At 39.3% G+C, this 21,613-nt stretch carries 22 protein-coding genes and 1 pseudogene; 19 read left to right on the top strand and 4 right to left on the bottom strand.

Annotation, left to right across the window (positions count from 1 at the left end; all coding sequences use genetic code 11):
- Positions 1–156: 156 nt before the first annotated feature.
- The 3 genes and pseudogenes from FQ087_RS08410 to FQ087_RS08400 form a co-directional block, all read left to right on the top strand.
- Positions 157–645, top strand: a complete 489-nt coding sequence (locus tag FQ087_RS08410) for a DinB family protein (protein WP_149580012.1) — start codon at positions 157–159, stop codon at positions 643–645.
- Positions 646–1,101: 456 nt separating this feature from the next.
- The gene (locus tag FQ087_RS08405; protein ID WP_149580011.1) at positions 1,102–2,550 is read left to right on the top strand and encodes an NAD-dependent succinate-semialdehyde dehydrogenase; all 1,449 of its coding nucleotides are present in this window, start codon (positions 1,102–1,104) and stop codon (positions 2,548–2,550) included.
- A 5-nt stretch (positions 2,551–2,555) separates the two neighbouring features.
- Positions 2,556–2,862: pseudogene (locus tag FQ087_RS08400) on the top strand (acyl-CoA dehydrogenase family protein); the annotation flags it as partial.
- A 585-nt stretch (positions 2,863–3,447) separates the two neighbouring features.
- Here FQ087_RS08400 and FQ087_RS22960 read toward each other — a convergent pair.
- Positions 3,448–4,242 (bottom strand): ISL3 family transposase, encoded by a 795-nt coding sequence (locus FQ087_RS22960; RefSeq protein WP_255452180.1) that lies wholly within the window; start codon positions 4,240–4,242, stop codon positions 3,448–3,450.
- A 40-nt stretch (positions 4,243–4,282) separates the two neighbouring features.
- Positions 4,283–4,774 carry a transposase family protein gene (locus FQ087_RS22955; protein ID WP_255452179.1) on the bottom strand — a complete coding sequence of 164 codons (492 nt, stop codon included), beginning with the start codon at positions 4,772–4,774 and terminating at the stop codon, positions 4,283–4,285.
- Positions 4,775–5,591: 817 nt separating this feature from the next.
- Between FQ087_RS22955 and FQ087_RS08390 the strand changes: the two genes are divergently transcribed.
- The 15 genes from FQ087_RS08390 (at position 5,592) to pyrF (ending at position 18,635) form a co-directional block, all read left to right on the top strand.
- The gene (locus FQ087_RS08390) at positions 5,592–6,896 is read left to right on the top strand and encodes a phenylacetate--CoA ligase family protein (protein WP_188006726.1); all 1,305 of its coding nucleotides are present in this window, start codon (positions 5,592–5,594) and stop codon (positions 6,894–6,896) included.
- A 176-nt stretch (positions 6,897–7,072) separates the two neighbouring features.
- Positions 7,073–8,023 (top strand): 1,2-phenylacetyl-CoA epoxidase subunit PaaA, encoded by a 951-nt coding sequence (gene paaA / locus FQ087_RS08385; protein ID WP_149580009.1) that lies wholly within the window; start codon positions 7,073–7,075, stop codon positions 8,021–8,023.
- A 19-nt stretch (positions 8,024–8,042) separates the two neighbouring features.
- Positions 8,043–8,390: a 1,2-phenylacetyl-CoA epoxidase subunit PaaB gene (paaB, locus tag FQ087_RS08380; protein WP_149580008.1), complete on the top strand. Its 348-nt coding sequence runs from the start codon at positions 8,043–8,045 to the stop codon at positions 8,388–8,390.
- The gene (gene paaC, locus FQ087_RS08375) at positions 8,387–9,199 is read left to right on the top strand and encodes a 1,2-phenylacetyl-CoA epoxidase subunit PaaC (RefSeq protein ID WP_149580007.1); all 813 of its coding nucleotides are present in this window, start codon (positions 8,387–8,389) and stop codon (positions 9,197–9,199) included. The genes paaB and paaC overlap by 4 nt, the downstream gene beginning before the upstream one ends.
- 26 nt (positions 9,200–9,225) lie before the next feature.
- A complete protein-coding gene (gene paaD, locus FQ087_RS08370) occupies positions 9,226–9,726 on the top strand; it encodes a 1,2-phenylacetyl-CoA epoxidase subunit PaaD (RefSeq protein WP_149580006.1) in 501 nt (166 codons plus the stop codon).
- A gap of 17 nt (positions 9,727–9,743) precedes the next feature.
- Positions 9,744–10,046, top strand: coding sequence for an EthD family reductase (locus FQ087_RS08365; RefSeq protein ID WP_149580005.1), 303 nt, complete (start codon positions 9,744–9,746; stop codon positions 10,044–10,046).
- Positions 10,046–10,822, top strand: coding sequence for an enoyl-CoA hydratase/isomerase family protein (locus FQ087_RS08360; RefSeq protein WP_149580004.1), 777 nt, complete (start codon positions 10,046–10,048; stop codon positions 10,820–10,822). Before FQ087_RS08365 ends, FQ087_RS08360 begins: the two co-directional genes overlap by 1 nt.
- Before the next feature lie 11 nt (positions 10,823–10,833).
- Entirely contained in the window at positions 10,834–11,607 is a 774-nt protein-coding gene (locus FQ087_RS08355; RefSeq protein ID WP_149580003.1) for an enoyl-CoA hydratase-related protein, read from the top strand.
- A 13-nt stretch (positions 11,608–11,620) separates the two neighbouring features.
- The gene (locus FQ087_RS08350; RefSeq protein WP_149580002.1) at positions 11,621–13,138 is read left to right on the top strand and encodes an aldehyde dehydrogenase family protein; all 1,518 of its coding nucleotides are present in this window, start codon (positions 11,621–11,623) and stop codon (positions 13,136–13,138) included.
- 185 nt (positions 13,139–13,323) lie between these two features.
- Complete coding sequence (locus FQ087_RS08345) at positions 13,324–14,196, top strand: 3-hydroxyacyl-CoA dehydrogenase (protein ID WP_149580001.1); 873 nt, start codon at positions 13,324–13,326, stop codon at positions 14,194–14,196.
- Positions 14,193–15,398 (top strand): acetyl-CoA C-acyltransferase, encoded by a 1,206-nt coding sequence (locus FQ087_RS08340; protein WP_149580000.1) that lies wholly within the window; start codon positions 14,193–14,195, stop codon positions 15,396–15,398. The genes FQ087_RS08345 and FQ087_RS08340 overlap by 4 nt, the downstream gene beginning before the upstream one ends.
- 175 nt (positions 15,399–15,573) lie before the next feature.
- Complete coding sequence (locus FQ087_RS22395) at positions 15,574–15,711, top strand: hypothetical protein (RefSeq protein ID WP_188006675.1); 138 nt, start codon at positions 15,574–15,576, stop codon at positions 15,709–15,711.
- Positions 15,712–15,713: 2 nt separating this feature from the next.
- Complete coding sequence (gene paaX / locus FQ087_RS08335; protein ID WP_149580813.1) at positions 15,714–16,595, top strand: phenylacetic acid degradation operon negative regulatory protein PaaX; 882 nt, start codon at positions 15,714–15,716, stop codon at positions 16,593–16,595.
- 309 nt (positions 16,596–16,904) lie between these two features.
- Positions 16,905–17,549, top strand: coding sequence for an alpha/beta hydrolase (locus tag FQ087_RS08330; RefSeq protein ID WP_149579999.1), 645 nt, complete (start codon positions 16,905–16,907; stop codon positions 17,547–17,549).
- Positions 17,550–17,684: 135 nt separating this feature from the next.
- Positions 17,685–18,635, top strand: a complete 951-nt coding sequence (gene pyrF / locus FQ087_RS08325) for an orotidine-5'-phosphate decarboxylase (RefSeq protein ID WP_149579998.1) — start codon at positions 17,685–17,687, stop codon at positions 18,633–18,635.
- Positions 18,636–18,972: 337 nt separating this feature from the next.
- Here the strand turns inward: pyrF and FQ087_RS08320 are convergent, their stop codons facing one another.
- Complete coding sequence (locus FQ087_RS08320; protein ID WP_149579997.1) at positions 18,973–19,497, bottom strand: gamma carbonic anhydrase family protein; 525 nt, start codon at positions 19,495–19,497, stop codon at positions 18,973–18,975.
- 85 nt (positions 19,498–19,582) lie between these two features.
- On the opposite strand from FQ087_RS08320, the gene FQ087_RS08315 reads away from it, so the two are divergent.
- The gene (locus tag FQ087_RS08315; protein ID WP_149579996.1) at positions 19,583–20,548 is read left to right on the top strand and encodes an NAD(P)H-dependent flavin oxidoreductase; all 966 of its coding nucleotides are present in this window, start codon (positions 19,583–19,585) and stop codon (positions 20,546–20,548) included.
- Between the two features lie 187 nt (positions 20,549–20,735).
- Here the strand turns inward: FQ087_RS08315 and FQ087_RS08310 are convergent, their stop codons facing one another.
- The gene (locus FQ087_RS08310) at positions 20,736–21,380 is read right to left on the bottom strand and encodes a GntR family transcriptional regulator (RefSeq protein WP_149579995.1); all 645 of its coding nucleotides are present in this window, start codon (positions 21,378–21,380) and stop codon (positions 20,736–20,738) included.
- Positions 21,381–21,613: the final 233 nt, after the last annotated feature.

The following is a 21,613-nucleotide window of genomic DNA, read 5'->3' as shown; positions in this document are numbered from 1 at the left end:
TCTATTGTAGGTAAGGAAACAAAAAGTAAACTAAATCAATACACTAGCAAATGGACTTGCACACGAAAACTATAAACTGAAATTTCATGTGTAACAGACTACCTACAAACGCAAAACAACGGAAAAGATTTTGAGGTTATCAAAGGAGATATCTAAATGATTTTAGAAAAAAACACAGTCATCCGAAAAGAGCTATTTAAATCAATTGAAGGATTAACAGATGAACAGTTCAATAAAATACCTTCAAATGGTGGATGGTCTCCAAAACAAATATTTGAACATCTTGTACGGATGGAGACAGTGATTGCGACAAATATAGCCAAAGAGCTAAAAAATCCTGATAGCCCGAAATCTATGAATAAACCAATTGCACTTTCGACGATTCGCTTAGTAAAAGTGGATGCCCCAGGGTATACTGAACCTACTGAAGAGTACAAATCAAAAATAGAGATGAAAAACGAACTGTATGATTCGCGCATCTTCTTATTAGATGTGTATGAATCAAGCACAAAAGAAGAACTTAGAGAAAAATCATTCAAACATCCGATTTTTGGGCAAGTTCCTTTGATTCAATGGTTTCCATTTGTCGGATTGCATGAAAAACGTCACTTGAAACAATTGAAGAAAACAATTGAAATGAAGTGAAAGTAAGGGCTACCTTAGTGAAAAACGGGAATTTTGATAGGCAGTAGTGTATATGAGTTGAAGTAATGATTCAATTGAATGGTGCTTTGACTACCTGGCGCTAGTTGCTGATGCCATTTTAGCCCTTTAAATCATGGAAGAAGCTGACACGGAATTCGAAGCTAGCATTTTTGAGTTATATATCCGGAACAAACTGTTAACTACTGCTTTATATATATGGTTATTATATTAATTGATATAAACACTAATTCACTGCTAATTCGAACAGGCTCTATTGAACGAATGAAGCTATAACTAGATAAGAGCCAATAATACAGACGGGATTCCCTTGTCTATATTATTGGCTCTTTTTTGAAGTGAAAAATTTTCCTTAAAAGCGTATACTTCAGGTAGAACTAACTTTAGTGTAGAAAACGAACGGTTAATCGGAAAAATAGAGAGTGGAGGTAGTAGAAAATGAAACAAACGTTGAATGTGAAGCAACATTTATTCTATATAAACGGTGAATGGGTTGGACAAAATTTGGAAGAATTAAATGTTGTAAATCCAGCTAATGGCCAAATCGTAGGTAGTGTGCCAATTGGGGGAGAAGAAGACGCAAACAAGGCTATTGAAGCTGCTCATGATGCGTTTCAATCATGGTCACAAACGACAGCTTATGAGCGTGCAGTTTATTTGAAAAGGCTATATGAGCTTATGATAGAACATCGGGATGAATTAGCTCAAATAATGACGATGGAAATGGGCAAACCAATTAATGAATCCATAGGAGAAGTGACAAGTGCCGCTGCTTATCTGGAATGGTTCGCTGAAGAAGGAAAACGCGTTTATGGAGAAATCTTGCCAACTCACACGACGAGTAAACGCTTGCAAGTTTGGAAAAAACCAGTTGGAGTGGTAGCAGCTATCACTCCTTGGAATTTCCCAGCTGCCATGTTAACGAGAAAAATGGGGCCGGCATTAGCCGCGGGTTGTACCATTGTTATTAAACCATCTAGTGAAAGCCCGCTGACAGCTATAAAAATGATAGAGTTATGTGAAAAAGCAGGGTTTCCTAAAGGTGTCATTAACTTGGTGACGGGATCTTCAAGTAAAATCGGAAAAGCAATAATGAAAAATGAAAAGATCCGAAAAATCACCTTTACCGGATCTACCGAAGTTGGGAAAGTATTAATAGAACAAAGTGCACATCAAGTAAAACGATTATCACTTGAACTTGGTGGACATGCACCTTTGATTGTATTAAACGATGCCAATTTGGATCTAGCTGTGAAAGGTGCGGTTGCCTCCGCATTTAGAAATACCGGTCAAACGTGCGTTTGTGCCAATCGTATTTATGTACAGTCAGGTATTCACGACGAGTTTGTAGAAAAGTTCTCTGAAGTAGTTAATAAGTTGAAAGTAGGAAATGGTGCAGATACAAATGTAGATATTGGACCATTAATAAATCGAGCAAGTCTCGATAAGGTGATACATCATGTTGAGGATGCACTATCTAAAGGAGCTACACTTATGACTGGAGGCAAGTTAATTACACAAGATGGGGGAACTTTCTATGCCCCTACAGTCATTAGCAACGCGGATCCGTCCATGGTCATCATGAAAGAAGAAACATTTGGACCTGTAGCTCCTATTCAAAAAGTGGAAACAGTAGAAGAAGCAATCGCCCTAGCGAATGACACACCATATGGTTTGGCTGCCTATGTGTTCACTGATAGCGTAGCTATAGGTACACGATTAATCGAACAGCTTAACTTTGGTATTGTGGGTTGGAATGATGGAACTCCCACGGCAGTGCAGGCCCCTTTCGGAGGGATGAAAGAGAGTGGAGTTGGAAGGGAAGGCGGACGTGAAGGAATTGAAGCGTACCTGGAGACACAGTATGTTTCAATTGCGATTAGTTAACGTATATAGAAACAAGTATTGCTTATTATCATGAACGTGAGCCATTCGGTAAAGAAATCCGCAAACATCAACTTTTTTCAACAGTTGATAGCAAATATGTGGTTTTGCCAATAAAGCTGCGGATGATGCTGTTCAGATCCACGGTGCATACGGTTATTCAGATGAGTATCCAGTCGAACGCTATTTGCGGAATTCCAAGGAACACGTGAGATCCATACAGTTGTGCAGGCTGAATACGTATTAGGTTACCGTGAAGATGAAATGTTACCTGCATGGAAGGAAGAGAAAACGAGTGTGAAATCTCTTGTATAAGTGAATATACTTTCCTTATCACTACTATTTACCTCGTCTTGTAACTAATGCTGGAATCATGAAGTCATCGCTATTCCGAACCAAGGAGAACTGCTTAACACTACAGTTTCAAATAAGGACAAAGCCTTCCATTAGCTCGAGTTACAGTTATTGTCGGGCGGTAGAGCGATTCCTATAATGTATCCTTTTATTGATAATAGGGCTAACAAAACATTCATCAGAATAAATCGATGCCAAGTGCGAACGCAATTTTAAAGGTTCTTTGTCAAATGACGTTGGTGAAGAATAGTAGCCAACCATAATTTAGTTATTGTCGGGCTATCCAAGAAGTCAGTAAAGCTGATTTTTAGGATAGTCCTTTTTCATATAGTCTTCCATGTATCCCGTTGTTTTCCGTTCCAGATGGACGCTTTCCGCGGGCACGGCTTCAGCCTCCTCGTCGCAAAAAGCACGCTCCTGTGGGGTCTTCAGCTCGCGCTGTTCCCGCTGGAGTCGCCATCTTGCACTACAAACAACTAGTATTGCACTTATAAGTCACATAAAAATAGACAAAAGAATTCCAAGCCTATTTAATCCTCAAAAATGTTACGCAACATCAACATGGGATTGTTCTTGTTCCTTCTGCTTAACCGATGGTTTTAACTTGAAGTGTAACAGAATTCGCTTTCTATAGTTCTGGAAGATTCTATACCCGTAGGCGACACGATTCAATGCCTTAATCTTATTGTTGTTCCCTTCAATTCTTCCGTTATTGTAGGGGTAAATAAAACTGTTTTCTATAAATGGAAGATGTTTTCTCAACGTTTTTAAGCTTGTTCTCATATATTTTGAAATTGCAGATGGAACAGGATTTATTAAACATGACGATAATGCTCCGAAATCCTTATCTGAAATGGATTCCATTAATTCTTGATAAAGTTCATAGTTCTCTTTTAGGGCAGGATCATAATATAACATCTCTTCTATAATACTTTGCCCTGTACGTTGACCGAACAATGAATAATACTTATATTCTACGCTGGATAGATCTGAATGTTTTTTTAATAATAGCTTCCAATAACACTTAAGGCGACGGTATTTCTTCATATCGTCCCCATGGGACATTTTTAGCTGATTCATGACCTGAATACGACATTTATTCATAGAGCGATTAATCAGTTGAACCAGATGGAATCGGTCATTGATAATTTTCGCCCGTGGAAATAACTCTTTAATCACACTTACATAACCCGCATTCATATCAATTGGTACGGTTTCCACATGTTGACGGTCAGTCAAACTGTAGTTCACAATAAAGTGATTCTTAATCCTACGATTATTTCGTCTGTCTAGGATATCCAATATGTCTCCTGATTCCGCATTTATATATTCGAAGGCCATTTCACCTTTTACGTATTTGAACTCATCAAAAGAAAGATGCTTAGGTAGTGTTTTTTAGTGCGGGATAAATTGTTTTGCGGCTTGGTAAATTTGACGTTGAACGGGTTGGTGGTGATACTGAACAATCCCTTGCGATAGACGTAAGTGACTGTGCTTCGGCAGACTTTAAAATGACCTGCGCTTTTACATTTTGTGAAATAAAACAATTCCTTTGAACAATAGGTGTTTTGGCAGTAAAACTGCATTGACAGGTCTGGCACATGAAACGTTGTTTCTTTAGAAGTAGGTAGGTTGGATTTATACCCGTCATGGGTAAGGTAATTCTGGATAATTGTGTCCCGTTTTTATAGACTGTAAAGTCGGTGTTTTTCACACCGCATTTCACGCAATGTGTGGGAATATAGCTTAACTTCCCGGAAATGTATTTACACCTTTTTCCTTTGTAGGTTCCTTCTTTTACACAATTTTCGTCAACAATAATGTTCACGTCTTGAATATCAAGCAAAGATTTTATACTAGTAGAACATGACAAGTGAATTCCCTCCTGGATGATGGTTTTGGTCGACTTTTATTCGACAGAGAATCTCACTTGTTTTCTATTTATATTGAACTTATGACCCCTACACTTTCTAGCTGATTGGAGTGCAGAGCGGCGACTCCTGCGGGAACAGCGCGAGCCGAAGACCCCACAGGAGCGCGATCTTCGCGACGAGGAGGCTGAGGCCGTGCCCGCGGAAAGCGTCCGCTCGGAACGGAAATCAGCGGGTAGCAGGATTACTTGGTCCCATATATTTATAAAAAATGACGTTAGTGAAGATTCTCCTCATTTCCTAAAAAAGGGATGGGGATTTTCTTTCATCAACGTCATTTATTGTACAACCATATTAAATTGTGTTCGCACTTGGCATTTTTGAATCTTTTACTTCCCGTTCCTTTGAGTGGTGAAATCACTCCTTAAAATGAAAAAAAGCATTGAGCAAGAATAGTATGAGGTGTTGATTAACGTGAAAAAAGAACAACGGAAAAATTTCGCCAATATTCTTTTAGTTTTTGGGATTTTTGCATTTAATTCGGATAAGAATCGGGAGGGAAAATGCTCGTGTGAAAAAAGAATATTCAGATACAATTGTTGACTTTTAGGTTTCTTGCAATTAATCTATAATTATATTACCGAAATTAGATTAGTCGTTTTAAGATTGTTACATTATATTCTTATTGTTTATTTCAAACTGAATAAGTTTTTGAATACGGTGTATAACCTGAGCGCAGGACCCTTACACATGATTGCTAGAGCAGATTTAATGTGAAGATTGGGGGGAAGTCGATTGTATAATCCACAGGTCGAAACGATGAAACATGATGAAATGGAAAGTCTCCAACTTGACCGTTTGCGAAATACGGTTGGAGCCGTTTATGAGCATGTTGAATTTTATCGTAAAAAATTTGAAGAGTCGGGAATTGTCCCAGCGGATATTAAAGGTTTGAATGATATCGCGAAATTGCCATTTACGAATAAACAGGACTTCCGAGATCATTATCCATTCGGTTTATTCGCAGTGCCGCAAGAGGAGATTGTCCGAATACACGGGTCTTCTGGAACAAGTGGGAAACCGACAGTTGTTGGCTATACATTAGATGATATAAAAGTGTGGACCGAAGTCGTTGCGCGTTCAATTGTGGCAGCAGGTGGTGAAAAGTCGGATACTTTCCATAATTCCTATGGTTACGGTTTATTTACAGGGGGAATCGGGCTTCATTATGGTGCGGAAGCTCTTGGGATGGCTGTTGTACCAATGTCAGGTGGGAACACGGATAGGCAGATAATGATGATTGAAGATCTTAAACCGAGGGGGATATGCGGTACTCCTTCATACATGTTGAATATTGCAGAAAAAATGAAAGAAGCAGGCATAGATCCAAGGCAATCGTCAATGGAGTACGGAATTTTCGGAGCTGAATCTTGGTCGGAAGAAATGCGGATAAAGATAGAGCAAACATTCAATCTGAAAGCGGTTGATATTTATGGATTGAGCGAAATTATCGGGCCTGGTGTCTCGGTTGAATGCCACGAAGCGCAAGATGGTTTACATGTACAGGAAGATCACTTCTATGTTGAAGTTATTAATCCTGAAACGCTTCAACAGGTTGCTGAAGGGGAAGAAGGGGAACTAGTATTTACTAGTTTAACGAAGAGAGCGCTTCCAGTAATCAGATATCGTACTGGTGATATCTCTTCAATCTCACGTGAAATATGCAAATGTGGCCGAACCACCACAAGAATGTCGAGAGTGAAAGGCCGTATAGACGACATGATGATTATTCGCGGCGTAAACGTCTTCCCTTCAGAGGTAGAACGAGTGCTTTTGAAAGTGGAAAGTCTTGTACCTCATTATCAAATTCGTTTAGTGAGAACTGAAGCGATGGATAACGTGGAGTTGCATGTTGAAGTTGACACTAATCTTTATGAAACGATTGCTGAAGATTTGACTGATACACGAGCAATTCAACTGAAAATAGAAATTCAAAGATCGATAAAATCAGCTTGTTTGATATCAATGGATGTCGTTTTGAACAGCCCTAAAACCTTACCCAGATCAGTAGGAAAAGCAATTCGAATTGTAGATTTAAGAAACAAAAATGTAGTCGGCGTGTAAGTCAATATTGAAAGGAAAGTTGATTGTCAATCGTTTTTGAGAAGAACTGTTTAGAGACAAGGCATACGTAATTATCAGATTCGTATGCCTATAAACATAACTCAGTTGACTACTTACGTTGTGAAGTTGTTATATAAGGTGGCGAAAACACATACCTTAAATTAGGGGGCTATGAGATGACAGGTTTGCACAATTCCGATGAAGATAAATTAGCGCACTTTATGCAACGTATTGAAGCAGGCGACAAAATAGAAGCAGATGATTGGATGCCTGAAGAGTATAGAGTGACATTGATTAAATTGATTTCAATGCATGGCATTAGCGAAATAATGGGAGCACTACCAGAGAAAGAATGGGTACCGAAAGCTCCGACCCTTAGTAGAAAGCTTGGCATTATGGCAAAGGTACAGGACGAAATGGGCCATGGTCAGCTACTACTTCGAGTTACGGAAGATTTACTACTGCCTTATGGAAAAAATCGTGGAGATATAATGCAAGACTTATTCAATGGGGATTTGAAATTTCATAATGTATTTCACATGGAAACAAAAACATGGGCGGATGCGGGCATCATAGGCTGGCTTGTTGATGGAGCAGCTATCATTACACAAACGGATATGCTTAAGGCTTCATATGGACCTTATGGAAGAGCACTGCAACGCATTTGTGCTGAAGAAGTATTTCATGCACAGCATGGAGAGTCCATCATTATGGCATTAGCAGAAGGCACAGATGATCAAAAAGCAATGATTCAGGAAGCGTTAGATCGTTGGTGGGAAGCACTACTAATGTTCTTTGGACCGGCAAGCAAAGAAACGACGGGTTCATCGAAGCAAGACTTGACGATTAAATATAAAATCCGTACGAAAACAAATGAAGATTTCAGGCAATTATTTTTCGATAAATACATTCCGCGAATCTTATCCCTAGGATTAACAATTCCAGATACGACTTTCCACTACGATAAAGAAAGCAAGTTATGGTCATACGAGCAACCAAATTGGGAAGAGTTTAAGAGAATCATTAAAAATAAAGGGCCACGTTCTCAAGCACGTCTGAACTTGCGCCGGTCTTCTTATGAAAATAACGCATGGGTGCGTGATGCACTAAGTGTGACAGTTAATTAATGAGGGGAGTCAGAAGGAAATGGCACAAGAGAAAATGTTTTATCAAGAGTATGAAGTTTTTAGCAAGCGGACACCAAGCTCTGCATTCCAGCATCAATTCAGCTTACTGGCTCCAAACGAACAAATGGCATTCATTTTGGCACAGGAAAATTTCATGCGTCGGGAACCGGTTGCTGACATTTGGATAGTGAATCGAAAGCATATTAGAAAGATGGATACAGAAGAAAAAATGACACTTGGCAGACTTGACAATAAAGATTATCGTACGACAAAAGGATACGGCTACTTAAAGAAAAAGTGGCGTCATTACGAACAAGAAATGTTGGATGAAAAAGAAATCTTGTCATGGGGAGGAGATCGGAAATGAGCACCATCGAAAATAGTCTGACCGCGGAAAACAAAGAAGCGATAACGAGCTTGTTATTCCAGTTGGCGGATGATGATTTATTGTACTCCTACCGTGGATCTGAATGGCTTGGACTCGCTCCCCATATTGAGGAAGATGTCGCTTCTTCTTCAATTAGCCAAGATAGTATGGGGCATGCGGCAATGTACTACAAACTCCTCGAAGATTTAGGGATGGGAAAAGCGGATGATCTCGCCCATTTGAGACAGGCACATGAAAGAAGAAACAGTATAGTAACTGAGCGGGTGAACGGGGAAGGCTATTATATGGAAACGCCACAATACGATTGGGCATATCAAGTTGTTAGAAGTTATTTTTTCACCCAGGCAAAAAAAGTGAAAGTCGATTCGCTATGCGGAAGTTCGTACAGACCTCTGGCTGAAGTGGCTATAAAAGTGAAAATGGAACTTTATTATCATAGATTGCACTGGGAAACCTGGTTTAAACAATTAATGAATTCAACAGATATCGCAAAAAACAAAATGAATGATGCAATCATTCTTGTTATGGCGGACTTTGGAGATGTGTTTTCGTATGGAAATCAGAAACAAGAGATTGAAAACAGTAACTTAATAGATAGCGAGGAAGAAATGAAGAAGAAATGGACAGCTAGCATTAGCTCTGTATTCGCAGCTCTGAAAATGGAAGTGCCGGCCATTTCGATTCACACCTTTAAAAACGGACGTAACGGCGAGCATACAAAAGATTTGGATGAGGCGCTTCTCACACTTTCCGAAGTTTATAAGCTTGACCCGGTAGCTGTCTGGTAAACGGAACAAGGAAAGAGGTGAATAGTATGACTACGTTTAAAGATGTTACAACAGAACGCATTTTTGAAGTACTTATGAATGTTAAAGATCCTGAAATTGATTCAGTGAGCATTATGGACCTCGGTATGGTAGGCGAGGTCACAGTCGAAGGAAATAACGTGAAGATCACTCTACTTCCGACCTTTTTGGGATGTCCGGCACTCGAATTTATTAAAAATAATACGATAAATGCAGTGGGGGAAATTCCGGAAGTTGAGACTATTGAAGTGGAATTCGTCTTTCATCCACCGTGGACGTCAGACCGCATAACAGAACAAGGGCATGTGAATTTGAGAGCGTTTGGAATAGCTCCACCACCCCGTAATTTTGAAGAGGATGGCTCGTGGCATGTAGACTGCGCTTATTGTGGATCTACATATGTGACAATGGAAAATGTTTTTGGACCGACTGCATGCAGAAGTATTTTGTATTGTAAGAGCTGTAAAAATGTATTTGAGGCAATGAAACCAGTTTCAACACTAATGTAAATGGAGGAGAAGAAAAAATGGCTAAATTAATCGCATTATACAAACACCCTGAAAACAAAGAGGAATTTGATGATCATTACTTTAATGTTCATGGACCCCTTACAGCTAAAATCCCTGGACTACGCGAAATGAAAGTGACTAAAATCACGGGGTCTCCAATGGGGGGGGGAGGGAAATACTACCTCACATGTGAAATGCAGTATGACAATTTAGAAGCGTTGCAGGCAGGTTTACGCTCACCGGAAGGGAAGGCATCCGGTAAGGATTTAATGGGGTTTGCAGGTAATCTTGTCACATTAATGATTGGTGAAGATGCGTAATGAACGGCTATGAATTCATAGAAACGATAGTAATGGGAAATATCGTGGTGATTGAATTGAATCGTCCACGCCAGTTAAATTCATTGAATCGAAAAATGGTTGGTGAAATCGTCGCAGCAATGGAGCGATTTGACCGTGAAGAAGACATTCGCGTTATTGTACTCACTGGAAAAGGACGCACATTTTCAGCTGGAGCTGACATTGATGAAATGACAAATGATAATCCAATTAGCCTCGAACTCCTGAACCAATTTGCTGATTGGGATCGTTTTGCTCTTATTAAAAAGCCGATCATTGGAGCAGTAAAAGGCCTTGTTTTTGGTGGAGGATTTGAGCTTGCACTGTGCTGTGATCTTTTAATTGCCGCAAGTGGTACAGAATTTTCATTCCCCGAAGTTGGCCTTGGTGTCATGCCAGGTGCAGGAGGTACACAGCGGCTGACGAAACTTGCGGGCCGTACGAAAGCATTGGAATGGCTATGGACAGGGGAGAGGATTTCCGTAGAAACAGCTCTGAAACACGGAGTCATCAACAAAATTGTTGCCCCTGAACTATTAATGGAAGAAACGATGAAATTCGCAAATCGACTTGCCAAACAGCCACCACTATCGCTGCGCCTCATTAAAGATTCGGTTAATAAAGCAGTGGACTATCCGTTATATGAAGGAATGCAATATGAACGAAAAAATTTCTACCTACTTTTCGCTTCACAAGATCAAAAAGAAGGTATGAACGCATTTGTTGAGAAAAGAAAACCGGATTATCACGGAAAGTAAGGGGTGTGTAAATGTTTGAGACGATTCGTTACGCTGTCAGAGATGGAGTTGCATGGCTCATCTTAAATAGACCTGACAAACTGAATGCATTTATTGCACAGATGAACCGAGAGGTGAAGAATGCAGTCAAAGCCGCCTCCAATGATGACGAAGTTCGTTGTATTGTCATTACTGGCGAAGGACGGGCGTTTTGTTCAGGACAGGATTTGTCGGAAGTTGATGAACTAATGGATCATGGTCAAGTGTTAAGAGACCATTATGGTCCGATGATTAAGCAAATTAGACAATGTGAAAAACCGATTATTGCTGCAGTAAATGGGATAGCTGCTGGAGCGGGATTTAGCCTTGCACTTGCTTGTGACTTCAGGCTTGTTTCTGAACGTGCTAGTTTTTTGAATGCGTTCATCCATGTCGGCCTTATTCCAGATTCAGGTAATTTATATTATTTAACGCAATTAGTTGGCCAAGCCAAAGCGGCGGAACTAGCTATTTTAGGTGAAAAAGTACCTGCTGCAGATGCAGTGGCAATGGGTCTTGCAAAACAACTGATTTTATCAGAAACATGGGATGCTGACGTTACCGCATTTGCCGCACGTCTTGTAGCTCTGCCGACAAAAGCAATCGGTTTGATTAAACGTTCATTGAAAGCGGTTAATGATCTTTCATTTGAAGATTATCTTGAGCAAGAAGCACAAGGGCAGCGAATAGCTGGTTTAACGAGCGATCATCGCGAAGGTATCGATGCATTTATGCACAAAAGAAAACCTGTTTATTCAGGACAATAGGAGGAATAAACCAATGACCACAATTCAAGAAGGAACATTACAGCAAGAATCAATGAAGCGAGACTTTTACAAGCTTTTCATTAACGGTGAACAAGTGGAAAGCAGCAGTGGCGAGCGCACAAAGATTTATAATCCTGCGACTGGTGAACTACTCGCTGAAGTAGCAAAAGCAACGAAAGAAGACGCTGAAAAAGCTGTTCAAGCTGCTAGAGATTCATTCGATAATGGGAAATGGAAAATAACTCCTGCTGGACGTCGTGCACGTGTACTAAACAAAATTGCAGCTATTATGGGCTCACGCTTTAATGAGCTTGTAGAGCTTGAAATTTTGAATACAGGTAAATCACTTGCGGCTGCTAAAGGGCAGATTTCACAAGCAATTGAAGACTTTGAATTTTACGCTGGCGCTATCGTTGGACACGGTGGAACTGTAAACAACGTACCTGGTCAATTCCATAACTACACTGAAAAAGAACCACTTGGTGTATGTGCGCAAATTATTCCATGGAACTATCCACTTATGATGGCTGCTTGGAAGATTGCTCCGGCTATAGCAGCAGGTTGCTCGGTCGTTATTAAGCCAGCGTCGCTAACGCCACTTACAGCTATTATTCTTGGAGAAATTTGTTGCGAAGCAGGCGTTCCGGCAGGCGTGGTTAACATTTTGCCAGGCTCTGGTTCAGAAATTGGTAACTACTTAGTAGAGCACGATCTAGTGAATAAAGTTGCATTCACAGGTTCTACACCAATTGGAAAAGATATTATGGCAAGAGCAGCAGGAACAGTAAAACGGGTAACACTAGAACTTGGTGGGAAATCTCCAAGCCTTATTTTTGAAGATGCAGATATTGAGGCAGCAGTTGATGGTTCACTCTACGGCGCTTTCAATAACACAGGTCAATCTTGTGATGCACGAACACGTATCTATATTCATGAAAATGTGTACGATGAGTTCGTTAAGAAATTCATTGCTAAAACTGAAAAACTCGCAATTGGAGATCCATTTGATAAAGCAACACATATGGGTGCAATTATCGATCAAGGCCAGTTGAACACAGTGAAAATGTATGTTCAATCTGCAATCGATGAAGGTGCTGAAATTCTTTCTGGTGGTAAAGAATTGAAACCAGAAGGCTTTGAAAACGGATTTTGGTATGCGCCGACAATAATCGGAAACGTAACACAAGACATGAAAGTCGTACGTGAAGAAATCTTTGGACCAGTTGTCGTTGTATCGAAATTTAAAAACGAAAAAGAGGCAATTGCATTAGCGAATGACTCAGATTTTGGTCTAGCTTCTTCTATCTGGTCAACAAATACTGCAACTACAACACGCGTTGCCAACCAAATTCAAGCGGGAATTGTTATGATCAACACGCCATTCTCTGCATTCCCAGGTACACCATTCGGTGGCTATAAACAATCCGGGTTTGGCCGTGAGTTATCAATCGGATCGCTTGATCTTTACACTGAAACGAAAAGTATCATGTCGTACTTTGGCAGTCGCCCAGTAAATCCATTTGGGCTTTAAGAAAAGCGCCAAGGAACCCGCTAGACGCGACAGGCATAAGCTGGATTGCTTATGACCTGAGGGGCTGGCGCCTGGAGCTAGACACTGTACCATATTAAAAACTTAAACTTATCTTTTAAATAATAACGGGCAGGGATATATGATCTCCTGTCCGTATTCTTTCATCATAAAAAGGAGGAATACTTATGATTAACCATATTGTTGTAGTCGGTTCCGGTGTGATGGGCAGAGGAATCGCCTATGTCGGAGCGATTGGTGGATATACAGTTACAATTGTCGACATTCATGAATCCGCATTGGAAAATGCAAAAAAAGATATTGATAGCATCTTTGAAAAAGGACTCGCACGCGGAAAGATTTCGGCAGATCAGGCTGAACAAGCGCATCACAATTTAAGCTATGAAAGTGACTTGGCTAAAGCAGCAAAGACCGCGGATTTAATTATTGAAGCTGTTCCTGAAAAGGCTGCAATTAAGAAGCAAGTATTTGAAACAATTGAAGAGCATGCCTCTGCGGATTGTTATTTTGCAACGAATACATCAACGATGAGTCCGACTGAAATTGCTTCATTCGGTAATCGTCCAGAAAAAACAATCGCTATGCACTTTTTTAATCCTGTACATAAAATGCCTCTAATCGAAATTGTTAGGGGATTTGAAACGAGTGGTGAGACAGTAGAAACGATTAAACGGGTAGCCATGAATATGGGAAAAGAAACGGTTGTTATTAATGAATTTCCAGGGTTCGTCACAAGCCGTATCAGTGCACTTGTTGGCAACGAAGCGTTTTACATGTTGCAAGAAGGGCTTGCAACGCCTGAAGAAATTGACAAAGCGATTAAGCTTGGTCTGAATTACCCCATGGGTCCATTTGAACTGGTAGATTTAGTGGGTCTTGACGCACGTTTGAATAACTTGAAATATTTACACGAAAAACTTGGTGAGAAGTACCGCCCAGCGCCTCTTTTGGAGCAGTATGTAAAAGCGGGCCGCCTTGGTCGGAAAAGCGGTAAAGGCGTATACGACTATACACTTGGGGAAGAGTTGGTGACGAAGTGAGAGAAGTAGTCATTGTAGATGCTGTCCGTACACCTATCGGAAGATATAATGGTGCGTTAAAAGATGTACGCCCGGATGATTTAGGTGCAGTTGTTATTAAGGCACTTGTCGAACGGAACCCCAACCTAACTGTAGAGAAAATCGAGGAAGTTATATTTGGAAATGCAAATCAAGCTGGGGAAGATAACCGTAATGTGGCTCGAATGTCCGCCTTGTTGGCGGGACTTCCTGTCGAAGTGGCAGGCACGACGATTAACCGTCTTTGCGGTTCAGGGCTTGATGCTGTTATTTACGCTGCAAGAGCAATAGCTGTTGGAGATGGCGAAATTTACATTGCAGGTGGAACAGAAAGCATGACGCGTGCACCCCTTGTCATGGCGAAGCCTGATAAAACCTTTCCACGTGGCAATATGGAATTACAAGATACAACAATCGGTTGGCGCTTTACGAATAGGAAGTTAAAGGAAATGTATGGAGCAGACACAATGCCACAGACAGCCGAAAACGTCGCTCAGCGGTATATGATAACACGTGAAAAACAAGATTTATTTGCTTATGAAAGCCAGCGACGCGCAAAATTAGCAATGGAAGAAAATCGTTTTGCGGAAGAAATCGTCTCAGTCGTATATAAAGACCGAAAAGGTAACAACATCACTGTAAATCAGGATGAGCATCCACGTCTAGATACAACGCTTGAAAAGCTAGGTAAGCTTAAGCCGTTATTTGAAGGTGGTACTGTTACAGCAGGAAATGCATCGGGGGTTAATGATGGTGCGTCTGCCTTGCTTATTATGAGTGCTGAGAAAGCGAAAGAGCTAAACCTCAAGCCATTAGCGAGATATGTTATCGGGGCAACGGCAGGACTTGAACCTGCTGTAATGGGATTAGGTCCAATTTATGCATCAAGGAAAGCATTGGAACGAGCAGGATTGACTACAAATGACATTGGACTTGTCGAATTGAATGAAGCCTTTGCTTCTCAATCACTTGAGTGTATACGTCAGTTAGAGTTAGACGACAAAAAAGTAAACGTCAATGGTGGAGCAATCGCTTTTGGACATCCATTAGGTGCTAGCGGGGCCAGAATTTTAACAACACTTCTTTATGAAATGAAAAAACAAGACGTTAAATATGGTCTTGCCACGATGTGCATTGGGGTAGGCCAGGGGATTGCAGTAATTGTTGAGAATGTAGCAGAATAATTAGTTGAATATGGCTGTCCTTCAATGGCCTAAATTCTTCCGGAAAAAGAATCTATAGCCTATGATTTAATAATTCCACCCGAAGATTGGATGGAAGCACTGCACGCATTCAGGGAAAAAGAAGTCCGATATGTATGGGGAAATAACTATCATGGACTCTATTTTGGATGAGTGAATGATTCAACTGAATACCGCTTCGGTGTATAAGCTAGTTAATGTAACGTATTCGAGACTTCAACATCTATATAACAATATAATGAAAGAAGTGTCGAATCATGATATATTGAAAATGGACGATAAAAAGAAAGAGTGAGTATTATAGCAAATACACAATCAATGATATTTACAATTTATGGTGATTATATCCGCCATTATGGCAATAAAATCTGGATTGGCAGCCTGATTCGGTTATTGAAGGAATTTGGTCATAATGAACAATCGGTTCGAGTAGCTGTCTCAAGAATGATGAAACAAGGATGGATTCAATCCGAAAAGCAAGGCAATAAGAGCTATTATTTCTTGACGGCACGTGGGGAAGCACGGATTGAAGAAGCGGCAATCCGTATTTTTAAATTGAATCCAAATGAATGGGACAGAAAATGGCGTATGCTTATGTATACGATTCCGGAAGAAAAAAGACAAATTCGTGATGAACTTCGTAAAGAGTTATTATGGAGTGGATTCGGAAGCTTTTCCAATGGATGCTGGATTTCGCCAAATAATCTCGAAAAAGAAGTGAATCTTCTTATTGAAAAATATGAGATTCAATCTTACGTGGATTTCTTTGTATGTGACTATAAAGGACCGCAAGCGGACAAGATGCTCGTTAAAAAAAGCTGGCCCCTTCAAGAAATTGAAGGGAAATATCAAGAATTCATAGCGACGTACAGCAAAAAATACATTGTCCATCAAAGTATAATAAACGAAGGTAAAATGACGGATGCAGAGTGTTTCGTAGAGCGTACCAACCTTGTACACGAATACCGAAAGTTTCTCTTTACAGATCCAGGTCTCCCAAAAGTGCTTCTACCTGAAGTGTGGAGTGGTAATCATGCCACTCTACTATTTGAGCAATATTATAAATTGCTGGCACAACCAGCAAGCAGGTTTTTCGAAGGTGTATTCCAAGAAGACAATGACATGCGCCGGAAAGACAAAACGTATGACGCAGATGATCATCCGCTTATTAGTGACTAATTAACAATTGAACAGTAATAGGTTCCGTTCGAATATAAAAAGATCATTAAACATACCAAACGTTGTCCTTATCAGCACCCTTTAGAACACCAATTAGCATCGCATTTAGCGGTGCTTTTCTTTTTGGCTAATTTTAATTGGTTGGTGCTAAATGATATATATATCCTTGTTATTGTATTCTCTAAGTTGTGGTAGTTCGATTGTTGACAGACAGTCAAAATGAATGAAAAACATGGGGATAAAAAATGAAATATTCATACATATCGATTGGGCGAAATGTATAATAGATAAGAAACGGGGGAGATAACGATGTTGAAAACAAATACAGAAAGCGTTAAGGGATATAAAGAAATGAATATACCCTATACTTTATTGAGGGCTGAAGAAAACTCGAAAAATTTATCCATCTTTCTTCCCGGTGCAGGATATACCGTTCGGAGTCCTCTTTTTCATTACTCAGGAGATATATTCTTAAATAATGGCTTTGATGTATTACAAGTTAATTATCAATACAATGATAAAGCCTATGCCGAATTTAGTATGGAAGAAATAAGCGAAGCAATTAAGTTTGATGTAAGAACAGTGCTTGATATTTTTTTAAAGGATACTTCTTATGAAAACTTTTATATAATCGGCAAATCGCTTGGGACAATCGCTATGAGTTCTGAGTTATGTAGGGATATCTTTAGAGAAGCTAAAGCAGTATGGCTAACGCCGTTGATCCAAAGGGATGATGTTTTTGATGCAATGGTTAGCAGTAATAATAGGGGATTATGTTTCATCGGAGATAATGACAGTTATTATATCGAGAAAAGATTTAATCAAATAGCAATCAACCCGGAAATTGTCTCGAGACTCATTCCCAACGTCAACCATAGCTTGGAATACGAGAATAACACAATCGAATCAATCGAGGTTTTAAAAAGTGTAATAGAAGACATTAGAAACTTTTAAAAGCATAGCTGATTTTCAAATTTATGCAAAATGAAACTGAGCCCATGACAAAAATAGTAGAGCATCTTAATCATAGGTAGTACTTAAATCATATTGAACTAAAATACTAGATTATTACACTAAGGAGCAAAGTAAATGAAAAATTTTGCAGACATAGTAATTGAGCATAGCATTAGAAAAAACACGGCTTTGGTTGTAGGACTAGACCCTGATATAACGTTTTTCCCTGATTTTTTGTTAAACCAAAATACGCCCACAATAGAAGAAATATGTAATGCTATAGTAGAATTTAACAAGTTAGTAATAGATGAAGTTTGTAATCACGTGGTAGCGGTGAAGCCTCAACTTGCCTATTACGAGATATATGGAAGCTTGGGTATCCAAGCTTTAGAACAAACATTAGAATATGCTCGGTTTAAAAATCTACTAGTGATTAATGATGCGAAAAGAGGAGACATTGGTCCAACTTCAAAAGCGTATGCAAAAGCATTTTTAACAAATGGACCTATATCGGGTGATATGGTCACTGTAAATCCCTTTTTAGGAAGTGACGGGTACAATCCTTTTATTGAGGCTGCTCAAGTAAATCAAAAAGGGGTATTTTTGTTGCTAAAAACATCAAACCCTTCATCTGGTGAAGTACAAGATTTAATTTTACAAAATGGTGAAATCTTATACATGCATTTGGCTAAAGAAATAAATGCAGCGGCTGTAGCGACTAAAGGTGATAATAATTACTCATTTATTGGGGCTGTCGTCGGAGCAACCTACCCAGAGGATGCAAAAAAGGTCAGAGAATTGTTGCCGTATTCTATATTTTTAGTTCCTGGGTTAGGTGTACAAGGTGGAAATGCTGAAGATCTAGCTGCGTTTTTCGATGAAAAAGGGCTCGGGGCAGTGATTTCTTCATCAAGAGGTATTACATATAGCTATTTTTATAATGAAAAAGATGAAAAATGGAGAAGTATATCGAAAGAACAAATGTCTAAATCCATTGCTGATTCAGCTATTAAAGCTAAAAAACAAATCAATGAAGTTCGATTTAACACAAATTCCTTAAAGTATGGACTGCCAGAGAAAGTGTAAAGAGAATTAAGAAACACCAGTTTCTAAACTAGTGTTACTGAAATACATTCAAAACGTTGAGTCGGAATAGTTCAGCGTTTTTTTGTCGTATACAAATAAGTGTCACTCTAGGAATAAAGTTTTCGATCTGTGTTACTACAACCTACACTATGGAGGATAATAGTATGTCAAAGGGTGAACCAATTGAAAATCTTACATTAGTTAATATATCCCTGCTAATCCGTTAAGATATCAAAAGAAATAGGGAGCCAAAATCATTTTGGTTTGTAGCCCCCCATGAAATGAGTTAGCTAATGGTTTGTACCTTTGTACAGAATCCTTCATGTAGTCCACTCAATTATTGTTCCTCGCTTTTAAAAATCTCCCGATAGTCGTAGCCTTTTTGGACATATGAATCAATCGACAATTGAATAATTTCAAAGTCTTTGGCGTTCAATTCCCTTACTACTTTCCCTGGTGAACCGACAACTAGTGAGCGAGGAGGAATTTTCTTCCCAGGTGGAATCAATGTGTTGGCTCCTATAATACATTCTTCACCAATTTCCACATGGTCAAGAATTGTAGAACCCATTCCAATAATCGAACGTTTTCCGACTCTGCAACCATGCAGAATGACATTATGTCCAACGGTAACTTCATCTTCGATAATAACAGGAGAATCTTCATATAAATGGATAGTTGAATTGTCTTGGATGCTACATCTATTTCCAATCGTAATAGGGCCTTCATCTCCTCGGAGGACCGTATTAAACCAAATAGTAGATTCTACACCAACTTGAACTTCCCCGATAATTTTAGCGCCCGGCGCGACGAAAACCGTCGGATCGAGAACAGGACTTTTCCCTTTAAATGTGATTATCAAAAAAATAACCCCCAATTATTAAATTTTTCTCAATTGTCTTTTAACTAAATTTAGTATAACATAATAACACGGGGGTGGGAGGGAAATGATATACGTTTGTGAGGAGCTTCAAATTGTTTATCCAATTATTCAAGGTGGAATGGGGAATATTAGTAATGCACAGCTAACTGCAGCAGTTTCAGAAGCGGGGGGTCTTGGCACTATTGGGTGTGGAACGATGAGTCCGGATGAAGTAGAAAAAATAATAGTGGAAACAAAAAAACTAACGAATAAGAAATTCGCAATCAATATCGCGATCAGTATTTCACCATATGCATTGGATTTGATCAACCTTGCAATCAAGCATAATATTTCTGTTGTTTCACTATCAGCAGGAAACCCGGTACCTTACATAGCTCTCCTACACGAACATGGTGTGAAAGTCATTGCGCTTGTAGCTTCGGTGAAACACGCACTTAAAGCGGAAGCTGCAGGGGCAGATATTCTCGTGGCAGAAGGGTTTGAAGCAGCTGGCATTAACTCTAACCTGGAATTGACGACATTCACGCTAATACCGCAAATAGTGAGGAATGTAAAAGTGCCGGTAATTGCTGCGGGGGGAATTGGTGACGGCAAAGGATTGGCAGCTGCGCTTATGTTAGGCGCAAGTGGTGTGCAAATTGGTACCCGTCTAATTGCGACGAAGGAAGCGCCATTTCATGACACGTATAAGCAGAACCTTGTAGCAGCAAGTGATACGGCAACGTTATTACTTGGACGTAGTGTAGGACGTCTAAGACGGATATTAAAAACGCCTTATGCTATGAAACTAAATGACTTAGAAAAATCTGGAATGACATTGGAACAGTATGATGAAATGACGTCGGAAATACAACATGTCAAAGGAGCAATCGAAGGCGATATGGAGAATGGATTTATCAATAGTGGTCAAATTGCAGGATTGATTGAAAACATCCCGACTGTGAAGGATTTACTTGAAGGCATGATGAAAGAAGCAGAAAATCGAATGAATAAATCGATAGGCGAGTTCAATAAAATACTAAAAAACTAATATAATGGAATGGCCAATAGAGGGGGGACTCATTCCAATAATTATATTGAATCTGGTGCCAATAACTATCATAATTCAAAGGATTCGAATTGTGATAGTTATTGGCACGGGATACGTAGCCGAAGCGGTATTCAATGGAATCATTTATTCAACTTAATGGGTAATAATATGTAGAATAACAACGATATTAATTCCGATTTTTAAATGCTTCCAGTGTAAGTAGTTTATGTTTACGTGCATAGTCTTCGATTTCCGAGCTAGCTGCATGTTCTTTCAACAATTTTATGAGGATAGAATGCTCTTCGATAGATTGTGGTGTACGTTTTGGATAGAAGGTGAAGCCTGCATGTCTAACAATATCTAATCGACTCCAGGTTTCTTGAATATTTTTTATTAATAAGTTATTTGGACAAAAAGAATAGATATGGAAGTGAAATTTCCTATTTAACACTCCTAATTTATCTAACTCATAGCTTTCTAGCATCTCTTTCATCTCTTTATTAATATTATCCAGTTTCTTTAGTCCGTCTGATGTAATAAACGGAGCACTAAGTGCGGTTGCATGTCCTTCTAATAAAGCTAAAACATGAAGGGTTTCCATGTAAAGATTATTATCAATTCCTCGAACGATTGCTCCGATATTTGGTTTAAATTCAATTAGTTGATCGGACTCTAATTGATGAATGGCTTCTCTTACAGGTATATGACTAGAGCCGACCTCCTTAGCAATTTGGTCGATTATAATCCTTTGGCCAGGGGCGTAAGTACCGTCTACGATTCTTGTACGAATCACTTTATAAGCATATTGGCGTTTATTCATTTTATTTTCCATAATAACGGAATTATATATTGATTCATATATGATTGCAATGGTTTACTCCCAATGACGCTAAATTTTCTGTAAATAGTTTTTTGTTATTAGTATTCAGACTACTATAATACTTCTGGAAACAACTTGAGTTCATATACAATATGATATATGATAAGTGTAATTAAGAGTTTCCAATTTAAGGTTTATGTAGCTTCCGTGTGGATGATTTTCATAAATGCTCTCCTCCTTCAGTT

It is taken from the genome of Sporosarcina sp. ANT_H38, assembly GCF_008369195.1.
Classification (GTDB): Bacteria; Bacillota; Bacilli; order Bacillales_A; family Planococcaceae; genus Sporosarcina.
Note: the sequence above shows the minus strand (reverse complement) of the source record. Positions and strands in the feature narration are given on the sequence as shown.

Excerpts from the sequence above, each read along its gene's own strand:
- FQ087_RS08410 (WP_149580012.1), top strand. The coding sequence starts at position 157 with ATGATTTTAGAAAAAAACACAGTCATCCGAAAAGAGCTATTTAAATCA.
- FQ087_RS08405 (WP_149580011.1), top strand. The coding sequence starts at position 1,102 with ATGAAACAAACGTTGAATGTGAAGCAACATTTATTCTATATAAACGGT.
- FQ087_RS22960 (WP_255452180.1), bottom strand. The coding sequence starts at position 4,242 with ATGGCCTTCGAATATATAAATGCGGAATCAGGAGACATATTGGATATC.
- FQ087_RS08390 (WP_188006726.1), top strand. The coding sequence starts at position 5,592 with ATGAAACATGATGAAATGGAAAGTCTCCAACTTGACCGTTTGCGAAAT.
- paaA (WP_149580009.1), top strand. The coding sequence starts at position 7,073 with ATGACAGGTTTGCACAATTCCGATGAAGATAAATTAGCGCACTTTATG.
- paaB (WP_149580008.1), top strand. The coding sequence starts at position 8,043 with ATGGCACAAGAGAAAATGTTTTATCAAGAGTATGAAGTTTTTAGCAAG.
- paaC (WP_149580007.1), top strand. The coding sequence starts at position 8,387 with ATGAGCACCATCGAAAATAGTCTGACCGCGGAAAACAAAGAAGCGATA.
- paaD (WP_149580006.1), top strand. The coding sequence starts at position 9,226 with ATGACTACGTTTAAAGATGTTACAACAGAACGCATTTTTGAAGTACTT.
- FQ087_RS08365 (WP_149580005.1), top strand. The coding sequence starts at position 9,744 with ATGGCTAAATTAATCGCATTATACAAACACCCTGAAAACAAAGAGGAA.
- FQ087_RS08360 (WP_149580004.1), top strand. The coding sequence starts at position 10,046 with ATGAACGGCTATGAATTCATAGAAACGATAGTAATGGGAAATATCGTG.
- FQ087_RS08355 (WP_149580003.1), top strand. The coding sequence starts at position 10,834 with ATGTTTGAGACGATTCGTTACGCTGTCAGAGATGGAGTTGCATGGCTC.
- FQ087_RS08350 (WP_149580002.1), top strand. The coding sequence starts at position 11,621 with ATGACCACAATTCAAGAAGGAACATTACAGCAAGAATCAATGAAGCGA.
- FQ087_RS08345 (WP_149580001.1), top strand. The coding sequence starts at position 13,324 with ATGATTAACCATATTGTTGTAGTCGGTTCCGGTGTGATGGGCAGAGGA.
- FQ087_RS22395 (WP_188006675.1), top strand. The coding sequence starts at position 15,574 with ATGATTCAACTGAATACCGCTTCGGTGTATAAGCTAGTTAATGTAACG.
- FQ087_RS08330 (WP_149579999.1), top strand. The coding sequence starts at position 16,905 with ATGTTGAAAACAAATACAGAAAGCGTTAAGGGATATAAAGAAATGAAT.
- pyrF (WP_149579998.1), top strand. The coding sequence starts at position 17,685 with ATGAAAAATTTTGCAGACATAGTAATTGAGCATAGCATTAGAAAAAAC.
- FQ087_RS08315 (WP_149579996.1), top strand. The coding sequence starts at position 19,583 with ATGATATACGTTTGTGAGGAGCTTCAAATTGTTTATCCAATTATTCAA.
- FQ087_RS08310 (WP_149579995.1), bottom strand. The coding sequence starts at position 21,380 with ATGGAAAATAAAATGAATAAACGCCAATATGCTTATAAAGTGATTCGT.